The organism is Neiella litorisoli (assembly GCF_014773395.1).
Classification (GTDB): domain Bacteria; phylum Pseudomonadota; class Gammaproteobacteria; order Enterobacterales; family Neiellaceae; genus Neiella; species Neiella litorisoli.
The window spans coordinates 464,227-473,417 of record NZ_JACXAF010000001.1; the positions used below are offsets into that span (position 1 = coordinate 464,227).

Below are 9,191 nucleotides of genomic sequence, written 5' to 3' on the forward strand. Positions count from 1 at the left end.
CTTTGCCCTAACAAGGAAGCTTGCATGAGCACAAAAAGATGGTCTGCGCTGTTGCTGACAATGTTGTTTACGTTGCAAACCGCGCCACTGGTCACGGCTACCGAACTGAAAGTTCGCGATGACTACCCCGAAGTCTATGTCGTCAAGAAAGGCGACACCCTGTGGGATATCTCTGAGCTGTTTCTCGCCACCCCTTGGCTTTGGCCACAATTGTGGCAGGCAAACCCGCAGGTTGATAATCCGCACCTGATTTACCCTGGCGATCACCTGTACTTGAACTTCATCAATGGCAAGCCGGTACTGAGTAAGAAAAAGCGAATCAAGCTGTCGCCAACCATTCGGGCTGTCGCCCACGATCAAGCAATTCCAACGCTGCCGCTCGCTGAGGTGAAATCCTATTTAAAGCGAGAGCAAATCGTCAGCCGTGCAGAGCTTGATAAATTGCCGATGGTGTTGGGCACCAATGAGGGCAATAAACGAGGCTATGCTCAGCAACTTTGGTATGCCAAAGGCGATTTAGAAGGTCAGCAAAATTACGGCATCTATCGTGTGGTCGGGCCGTTGCAGCGCCCCAAAACCCATGAAACTCTTGGTATGCGTTTGATGCTGGTGGCTGTTGCTCAGGCCAAAGCGGCCGATAAAGAGGGCTTAATTGCTTTGGACATCGAATCCAGCATTCAGGAAATCAATCAGGGCGATCGCATTTTACCGCTGTATCCGGCAGAGCAGTTCTCCGCAGTTTTTCAGCCGTCGGTTCCTGAGCAAACCATCACCGGACAAATTATTGCCACCCATAGCGATGGCCGCTATTTCATCGCCCATGAAATTGTCGTGATTGACCGAGGTACCGCAGATGGCCTGAAACCGGGCCACCTGTTGCAAGTGGTTCAAAACGGTAAACCGATTGTTGATGATGACAGCCAGCCTGTGTATCTCGAGGACACCAGCCGCTACGACCAAATCGAAGGGGCGATTATCAACGTCGGTAAAACTCAGTTGCCCGATGAAGTGCGCGGCCACCTGATGGTATTTAGAACCTTTGAAAATGTCAGCTACGCTATGATTATGGCTGCAGAGCGTCAGTTATCCTTGTTTGATACGGTGACCAGCGCGCCATAACCATTCATTTGCTACAGGAGTCGGTTCATGGAAGAACGACACCAGTGGCTGAACTTACTTGCAGTGCCAGGTATTGGTTCGCTGACCATTGCCCGTTGGTATCAGCACGGCCTCATGGCAGAGGTGTTCAGCCAAGATCCCATTACCTACAAAAAGCTTGGATTAAACCAAGCTCAGCAGCACGCCCTTTGTCAGCCCGATACCTGCTACCTTGATCGCGTAGAGCATTGGTGCGCGCAAAGCGGCGGCTTCTATATTCACCGCGATCATTCCTCTTATCCGAAATTGCTCAACGAAATTACCGATCCGCCACCGGTTTTGTTTGGCTTAGGCAATGTTGACTGTCTTGAGCAACCGCAGTTGGCGATTGTTGGTAGTCGTCATGCCAGTCCCTCCGGACGTGGTTTAGCGAAGCGATTTGCCGCTGATGTCACCGACTGCGGCTATCTGGTGTCATCGGGATTAGCGTTAGGGATTGATGCCTGCGCCCATGAAGGCGCATTAGAGCGAGGTACAACACTCGCTGTGTTGGGCTCAGGGCTGGGGTCTATCTACCCCAAACGTCATCAAGGTTTGGCGCAGCGCATTATCGATAGTGGCGGTTTGTTAGTTAGCGAGCAGCCACCATGGGTGAAGCCGCAAGGTTTTCTGTTTCCGCGTCGAAATCGGATTTTGAGTGGTTTGGCCGAAGGCGTGCTGGTGGTCGAGGCCAGTGAGCGCTCGGGTTCTTTGATCACCGCGCGATTAGCCGCTGAGCAAGGCCGAGAAGTCTTTGCGCTGCCGGGTGCGGTTGGTAACCCAAACAGCAAGGGCTGCCATCGTTTGATCAAAGATGGCGCGGTGCTCGTAGAGGAAGTAGCAGATATTTTTGTTGTCCCAAGTTTAAAACCTGGGAGCGCGCCCCCAAATAGTTCTGCAGAAGCACAACAACAAACATTGCCAAAAAGTGTTTTGTTGGATAACGTTAGAGACAGTGCTACCTCAGTAGATGAATTAGTCCAACAAACCGGTCTAGCCGTCGATGTAGTGCTGTCAGAGCTACTAACTCTTGAGTTGCAAGGTTATGTGGCTGCCGTTCCGGGAGGTTTTATCCGTTTACGGGGGAGCTGACATGTTTGATATTTTGATGTATCTGTTTGAAAACTTTATCCACAGTGAAGTGGAAATTATGGTCGACCATGACGAGTTGACCGAAGAGCTCACCCGTGCTGGTTTCCACAAAGAGGAAATCCTCAAAGCGTTGGCGTGGCTTGAGCGTCTTGCAGACTTGCAAGATAGCGACAAACATCCCTACCTGTACAAGCAGACGCAACCTGCTGTTCGTATCTACACGGCTGATGAAATGGCCAAAATTGACGCGAACTGCCGCGGTTTCTTGATGTTCCTTGAGCAGGCTCAGGTTCTTGATAATAGCACTCGTGAAATGGTCATTGACCGTGTGATGGAGCTGGATATGGCTGAAATCACACTGGAAGATCTGAAGTGGGTGGTATTGATGGTGTTGTTTAATGTGCCAGGCAAAGAAGGCGCATATTCACAGATGGAAGATCTGTTATTCGACATCAATGAAGGTTACCTGAACTAGATGCTATACCTGTTACCCCAATGAGTAGCGGTATAGACCACAAATTATTTAGTCAGCATGAGCATGCCCTTGAGCAAGACCATGGTGACTGTCCTCAGTGCGGCCACAAATTACTGTTGAAACACGGTAAGCGTGGCCCTTTCATCGGTTGCAGCCATTATCCCGAATGTGATTATTTGCAGCCGCTCCATCATCATGCCGATTCCAGCATCAAACAGGTGCTCGATGGCACCTCATGTCCTGACTGTGGAAAACAGTTAGCGCTCAAGCAGGGCCGTTATGGCATGTTTGTCGGCTGCACTGGCTTTCCAGAATGCCATCACACCGAACAAATTGATGACACACCTTCGACTGAGCTTACCTGCCCACAGTGTAAAAAAGGCCAATTGATTGAGCGCACATCACGCTACGGTAAATCGTTTTACGCCTGCAGCAGCTATCCGAAATGCCAGTTTGCAGTGAACCATCCACCGCGTCAGGGCAACTGTCAGTTTTGTGGTTTTGAGTTGCTTGTCGAGCGTAAAATGGCGTCCGGCAAGGTGTTAGTCTGTGCGAGTAAGAAATGCGGCAAAAAGCAACAATAGTGCCTTTTGCCGTTAGTGAGTATTTACTGGGCGAACTTTTGGCTGGCGTCTTTTAACCCTGGAAAGTCTGCTTCCGGCAGTAAGGCTAACAAGCGGTTTAACTGCGCCAATAACTGCTCTTGATCGCTGGCCGCGACATTAATGTGGCCCATTTTGCGACCGGCACGTTTTTCTTTGCCATACCAATGCAAATGAACACCGGCCAGAGCGTGCGCTGCGCTATCGACATAGTCACAACCGAGAATATTAACCATGGCTGTTGGCCGAACTAATTCGGTACTGCCGAGTGGTAAGTCGCACACCGCGCGTAAGTGGTTTTCGAATTGGCAAATATCAGCCCCTTGTTGGGTCCAATGGCCGGAGTTGTGTACTCGTGGTGCCAGTTCATTGACCAGCAAGGTGCCTTTGACATCAAAGAACTCAATGGCCAGCACGCCAACGTATTCCAACTCAGTAGCAATCTTGCTGAATGCATCGACCGCTTGTTGTTGCAATTCAGCGGATGCTGCTGGTGCGTATGACAGGCTCAGGACACCGTTTTCATGATGATTCTGGGTGATCGGGTAAACCGACACGTCGCCAGCACGATTGCGAACCCCGATCACCGATACTTCGCGATCGAATGGTACCCACTCTTCGGCGACCATGGCTTGATTGGGCGAGCTTTCGGCCAAGAAGGTTTCAATCTCGGCCCACACGGCATCGATGTCATCGGCAGATTTGAGACGCCACTGACCTTTGCCATCATAGCCTTCAAGTGCGCTTTTCAGTACTAACGGCAAACCAATCTCAGTTGTTGCTTGTTGTAAATCGGCTTTAGTGGCTAATACCCTGTATTTAGCATTGGCGACATCGACTAAATCCAACAGCTGCTTTTCCAAGCGGCGGTCACCGCCAACGCGAATGGCGCGCTCGCCGGGCAAAAACTTACCACTGGCTTGGCTCTCAACCAGAATGTCGTTGGGAATGTGTTCGAACTCGGCGGTAATGACATCACAGTCACGGATGCCCGCAGCCAAATCTTGTTGGTAGTCTTCCAATGTCACTGGATGAACGACTGAGTGAGTTCGGACATCATAAGCGCGCACTTGAATGCCTAACGGTGCGCCCGCCAATGCCATCATACGAGCCAGTTGACCGGCTCCCAACACCAATACCTTCATGCAATTAGTCCTCAGACGGATCCGGCTGACTTAATACGGTGTCTGTTTGGTTTTTACGGAACTCACCGACTTTGGCTTGGACGGCAGGGTCAAAGGCGCCTATGATTTGAGCCGCCAATAACCCGGCGTTGGCTGCACCGGCATCGCCAATGGCTAAGGTACCAACGGCAACACCTTTTGGCATTTGCACGATTGATAGCAGCGAGTCGATTCCTTTGAGCATCCGCGATTGCACTGGCACACCGAGCACCGGCAGGCTGGTAAACGCAGCTGTCATACCCGGTAAATGAGCGGCGCCGCCTGCGCCTCCGATAATCACTTTCAGGCCTCGCTCTTGCGCAGAGCTGGCATATTCGGCAAGCAGTTGGGGAGTGCGGTGGGCAGAAACCACTTTGGTTTCGTACTCAATGCCAAATGTGTCTAACATATCGGCGGCGTGCTTCATGGTGGGCCAGTCTGACTTTGACCCCATGATAATTCCAACTTGCATGGCTATTTCCTGCTGTTCGAGCGGTATTAAATCAAAAGTGGCGGAATTATAGCGATTTTCGCCATCAAGTTGAATTCGCAAGCGCTGCTGATTCGCACAAATGCTGATGAGCGAGTTGCACAGTACCCTCGGTTGGTGATTTGCGGTAAGCTCCGACCATTCGTAAATGCAAATGACTACCACTTAGGAATGATTGATCCGTTACTGGCACTGAACCAAGGCGAGGTAATTGCCTATCCAACTGAAGCAGTTTTTGGCTTGGGCTGCGACCCAGACAATGAAGCGGCAGTGATGAAGCTTTTGGCAATCAAGCAACGACCTATCGAAAAAGGCTTAATCTTAGTTGCAGCCAATGCCCAGCAACTTGCTGATTATGTCAATTTTGAGTCGCTGTCAGCAGAGCAGCGTCAACGCGTTGATGCCAGTTGGCCGGGGCCGTTTTCTTGGGTGATTGAAAAGCAGCCACAGGTACCGACATTCCTCAGTGGTCAGTTTGATTCGTTGGCGGTGCGAGTCAGCGCCCATCCAGAAGTACAAAAGCTTTGTTTGGCGTTTGGTAAGCCGTTGGTATCAACCAGCGCTAATCTCACGGGCGAACCGCCATGCCGGACCACCGAGCAAGTGATCGCTCAGCTTGGCGAATTGCTCGTGGCGGTTCACCCTGGAGAATGCGACGTCAATGCTAACCCAAGCGAGATCCGTGATGCGCGCAGTAATCAAATTCTTCGCCCCAGTTAATGGCCCAGCCAAGGAGAGCCCATGAGCAGTATTCAGGTTGAATCGGTTAAGCAATATCTATTGCAACTGCAGGATACGATTTGTCAGCAACTGGCCGCTATTGATGGTCAGGCGGAATTTTTTGAAGATGCTTGGCAGCGCGATGAGAAAACCGAAAAACTCGGAGGCGGTGGTCGCAGCCGGGTGTTGACCGAAGGCGCCGTGTTTGAACAAGCAGGTGTCAATTTCTCCCATGTCACTGGTGCTCAAATGCCTGCGTCTGCGACTGCTCATCGCCCAGAGCTCGCCGGTCGCCGCTTTGAAGCCCTTGGTGTGTCCTTGGTGGTGCATCCAAAAAATCCATTTGTGCCGACTTCGCATGCCAATGTCCGTTTCTTTATTGCCGAAAAAGAGGGCGCCGATCCGGTTTGGTGGTTTGGTGGTGGATTTGACTTAACTCCTTTCTATCCGTTTGACGAGGATTGTCGTCATTGGCACCAGGTTGCCCACGACTTGTGTGTGCCGTTTGGGCCGGAGACCTATCCGCAATATAAAAAGTGGTGTGACGAATACTTCTTCCTTAAGCATCGCGATGAAACCCGCGGCGTCGGGGGCTTGTTCTTTGATGATTTAAACCAACCGGGATTCGAGCAAAGCTTTGCCTTTATGCAGGCGGTTGGTAACGGCTACTTGGATGCTTACCTACCGATTGTTATGCGCCGCAAAGACGCCGAATACGGCGAGTGCGAGCGACAATTTCAGTTGTACCGCCGTGGCCGCTATGTCGAGTTTAATTTGGTGTTTGACCGAGGCACTTTATTTGGATTGCAATCCGGCGGCAGAACCGAGTCGATTTTAATGTCGATGCCGCCGTTAGTCCGTTGGCAATATAACTATCAACCAGAAGCCGGATCAGCAGAAGCGCGATTAAACGACTATCTGGTGCCGCGCGATTGGATCTAGTCGATATCTGCGTTGCGCATGTGATCGGCCAATTGATAAAAAGATTGTCGCAGTTGCATTCGAGTTAACGGGCAGCTGACATGGCTATCGAGTGCCCTAGTCATGCATAACATCCATTGGTCGCGCATTTGGCTGTCGACCTTAAATGGCAAGTGACGAGCTCGCAGGCGAGGGTGGCCATATTTTTGTTCGAATAAATTAGGCCCGCCGAGCCAGCCACTCAAGAATTCATAAAAGCGTTGACGAATCGAGTCCATCGGCTGAGGGTGAATTACCAATAGCTCGGCAGCTTCGGGCAGTTGCTCCATGTTGTCATAAAAGGCATCGGCCAGTGCGCGGACACCTTGTTCGCCACCTAAAGTTTGATAAATGCTGGTTTGAGTCGTCGTCATATTGTCGTTTACTGGTACTTCGGTTGCTTGCTGTGAAGAGCGCCGCTGCAACTTGTGTTTAAGCCAATTGATCACTATCGTGTCCTCACGAATTTGGCGCAGTGTATCAAACTTAGCCGCCATTACTCCGCATAATACCGCCAGCATTTGAGGCCTTACTATGGATCAGTACGCCGTTTTCGGTCGCCCCATTCAACAAAGCAAGTCACCTTTTATCCATCGTCTGTTCGCTGAACAAACTCATCAGCAACTCACTTATGGAGCGATTGAGCCGAGCGAAGATGAATCATTTGCCGAAGCTGCCACGGCGTTTTTCCAAAGTGGCGGCAAAGGTTGTAATGTCACCATGCCGTTTAAACATGACGCCCATGAGTTTGCCAGCCAACTATCCGAACGGGCTAAGATCGCAGGTGCGGTCAATACTCTCAAGCTGTTAGATGATGGTGGCATCTTAGGAGACAACACCGACGGTGCCGGGTTGGTTGCGGATCTCAAACTCAATCACGTTGAACTTGAAGGCGCACGTATCTTAATTATTGGTGCTGGCGGTGCCGCGCGTGGAACCTTGTTGCCATTATTAGAGGAACAGCCCGCTCAGCTGGATATTGTCAATCGCACGGCGAGTAAGGCCCAGCAATTGGCCGACTTGTTTCCTAACCACGACAATATCAATGCCCTTGGCTTTCAAGCTTTGGCGGACAGTTATGATGTGGTGATTAACAGTACTTCTGCCAGTATGACCGAACAATTACCGCCGGTTCCTGCTGCCATTATTAGTGAAAACACGTGTGTGTATGACATGGTATATCGTCAGCAGCCAACAGTGTTTATGGAGTGGGCGACGCACTTAGGCGCGCGCAAAGCGATTGATGGTCTTGGTATGCTGGTGGCTCAAGCGGCCGAATCATTTGCAGTCTGGCGTGGCATTCGCCCGGGTATGCGTCAAGTGCTGAGAGAATTGAACAAGAACCTCGGACGGATTTAGCGCTCGCTCTAGATACGGCAACTTACCGTTCGTATCGACGCTGACGAATACGAACGGTCATCAGTTTTTCTTCTTTATTCTTCTAAATAGTCATTCTTCCACTGAACATAGTTATCGGCTGACTTTTGTAAGCCCGCTATTTCTTGTTCTGTAAGAGGACGTTTCTTGTGTGCCGGACTACCCACATATAAGTGGCCACTTTCGAGGCGCTTACCCGGAGGTACTAAAGTACCGGCTCCGATCATCACATCATCTTCAACAACAGCGCCATCGAGCACAATGGCACCCATGCCGACTAATACCCGATTACCGATAACGCACCCATGAAGTACTGCTTTGTGACCAACAGTCACATCATCGCCAATAATCAGCGGATAACCTTCGGGATTGGCAGGGTTCTTATGAGTGACATGAAGCGCTGATCCATCTTGTACGTTTGAGCGCTGACCAATGCGGATGACATTGACGTCGCCTCGAGCGGCGACCAATGGCCAAATACTGCTCTCGTCGCCAATATGAATATCACCCATCAACACACAGCTCGGATCGATATAACAATTGTTACCTAGGGTAGGTGTAATTCCCTTATATGGACGTAATGGTCCCAAATGACTATTCATCTTATTGTGCATAAAAATCCCCTTGGTTAATTGCTAGCCGAATTTTACTCAGTTTTTACAAAATTGTACGTTTGAGCACCTATAAACACTGGGTTTTGAGTATAAATGAAATAAATATAAAAAAGTTCAAAAAAGCCCTTGACCGAATTCGAAGAGTCCCTATAATGCGCCTCCACTGCTTCGGGGCAACGGCAAACTTCTAAAGTTTCAAACTTTCTCGACGCACTCAATCAACCGGCTCTTCAACTATCGATGAGCAGCGATTTGAAAAAAGATTTCAAAAAGCGGTTGACACTGAGACTCGGAAGCGTAATATACGCCTCCCGCAGCCAAGGGCTGCAGCGCTGAAAAGCGCATCGCTCTTTAACAATTAGCAAGACAATCTGTGTGGGCACTCGCAGTGAGTTGAGATAAAAAATTATCAACTTATTGAAGAGTGTTCGAATGAACAGTCAATTCGATTAATCGAAATCAATCAGTTGAGCAAAGCATTAAACTTTTTAATTGAAGAGTTTGATCATGGCTCAGATTGAACGCTGGCGGCAGGCCTAACACATGCAAGTCGAACGGTAA

11 protein-coding genes and 1 rRNA gene are annotated in these 9,191 nt (G+C 50.0%); 8 read left to right on the plus strand and 4 right to left on the minus strand.

Features of this window, described 5'->3' with window-relative positions:
* Nucleotides 1-24 precede the first annotated feature (24 nt).
* From IC617_RS01990 to IC617_RS02005, 4 genes are read left to right on the plus strand one after another with little or no spacing between them, the layout of a single operon-like run.
* A complete protein-coding gene (locus tag IC617_RS01990) occupies nt 25-1,119 on the plus strand; it encodes a LysM peptidoglycan-binding domain-containing protein (RefSeq protein WP_191143293.1) in 1,095 nt (364 codons plus the stop codon).
* Nucleotides 1,120-1,146: 27 nt separating this feature from the next.
* Entirely contained in the window at nt 1,147-2,229 is a 1,083-nt protein-coding gene (gene dprA / locus IC617_RS01995) for a DNA-processing protein DprA (protein ID WP_191143294.1), read from the plus strand.
* Nucleotide 2,230: 1 nt separating this feature from the next.
* Nucleotides 2,231-2,704, plus strand: coding sequence for a DUF494 family protein (locus IC617_RS02000; protein ID WP_191143295.1), 474 nt, complete (start codon nt 2,231-2,233; stop codon nt 2,702-2,704).
* Nucleotides 2,705-2,724: 20 nt separating this feature from the next.
* Entirely contained in the window at nt 2,725-3,288 is a 564-nt protein-coding gene (locus tag IC617_RS02005; RefSeq protein WP_191143296.1) for a DNA topoisomerase family protein, read from the plus strand.
* 23 nt (nt 3,289-3,311) lie between these two features.
* Here IC617_RS02005 and IC617_RS02010 read toward each other — a convergent pair whose 3' ends face one another.
* Nucleotides 3,312-4,451: a 5-(carboxyamino)imidazole ribonucleotide synthase gene (locus tag IC617_RS02010; protein ID WP_191143297.1), complete on the minus strand. Its 1,140-nt coding sequence runs from the start codon at nt 4,449-4,451 to the stop codon at nt 3,312-3,314.
* Between the two features lie 4 nt (nt 4,452-4,455).
* Entirely contained in the window at nt 4,456-4,941 is a 486-nt protein-coding gene (purE, locus tag IC617_RS02015) for a 5-(carboxyamino)imidazole ribonucleotide mutase (RefSeq protein ID WP_191143298.1), read from the minus strand.
* Nucleotides 4,942-5,130: 189 nt separating this feature from the next.
* Here purE and tsaC point away from each other — a divergent pair, with 189 nt between their 5' ends.
* Nucleotides 5,131-5,679 (plus strand): L-threonylcarbamoyladenylate synthase type 1 TsaC, encoded by a 549-nt coding sequence (gene tsaC / locus IC617_RS02020; protein ID WP_191143328.1) that lies wholly within the window; start codon nt 5,131-5,133, stop codon nt 5,677-5,679.
* A 21-nt stretch (nt 5,680-5,700) separates the two neighbouring features.
* Nucleotides 5,701-6,621 carry an oxygen-dependent coproporphyrinogen oxidase gene (hemF, locus tag IC617_RS02025; protein ID WP_191143299.1) on the plus strand — a complete coding sequence of 307 codons (921 nt, stop codon included), beginning with the start codon at nt 5,701-5,703 and terminating at the stop codon, nt 6,619-6,621.
* On the opposite strand, the gene IC617_RS02030 is transcribed toward hemF, so the two are convergent.
* Entirely contained in the window at nt 6,618-7,013 is a 396-nt protein-coding gene (locus tag IC617_RS02030; protein ID WP_191143329.1) for a group II truncated hemoglobin, read from the minus strand. The genes hemF and IC617_RS02030 overlap by 4 nt on opposite strands.
* 160 nt (nt 7,014-7,173) lie before the next feature.
* Between IC617_RS02030 and aroE the strand changes: the two genes are divergently transcribed.
* Complete coding sequence (aroE, locus tag IC617_RS02035; protein ID WP_191143300.1) at nt 7,174-7,998, plus strand: shikimate dehydrogenase; 825 nt, start codon at nt 7,174-7,176, stop codon at nt 7,996-7,998.
* Between the two features lie 74 nt (nt 7,999-8,072).
* Here the strand turns inward: aroE and IC617_RS02040 are convergent, their stop codons facing one another.
* Nucleotides 8,073-8,630 (minus strand): gamma carbonic anhydrase family protein, encoded by a 558-nt coding sequence (locus tag IC617_RS02040; protein ID WP_224745708.1) that lies wholly within the window; start codon nt 8,628-8,630, stop codon nt 8,073-8,075.
* Between the two features lie 489 nt (nt 8,631-9,119).
* On the opposite strand from IC617_RS02040, the gene IC617_RS02045 reads away from it, so the two are divergent.
* Nucleotides 9,120-9,191, plus strand: a 16S ribosomal RNA gene (locus IC617_RS02045); the annotation flags it as partial.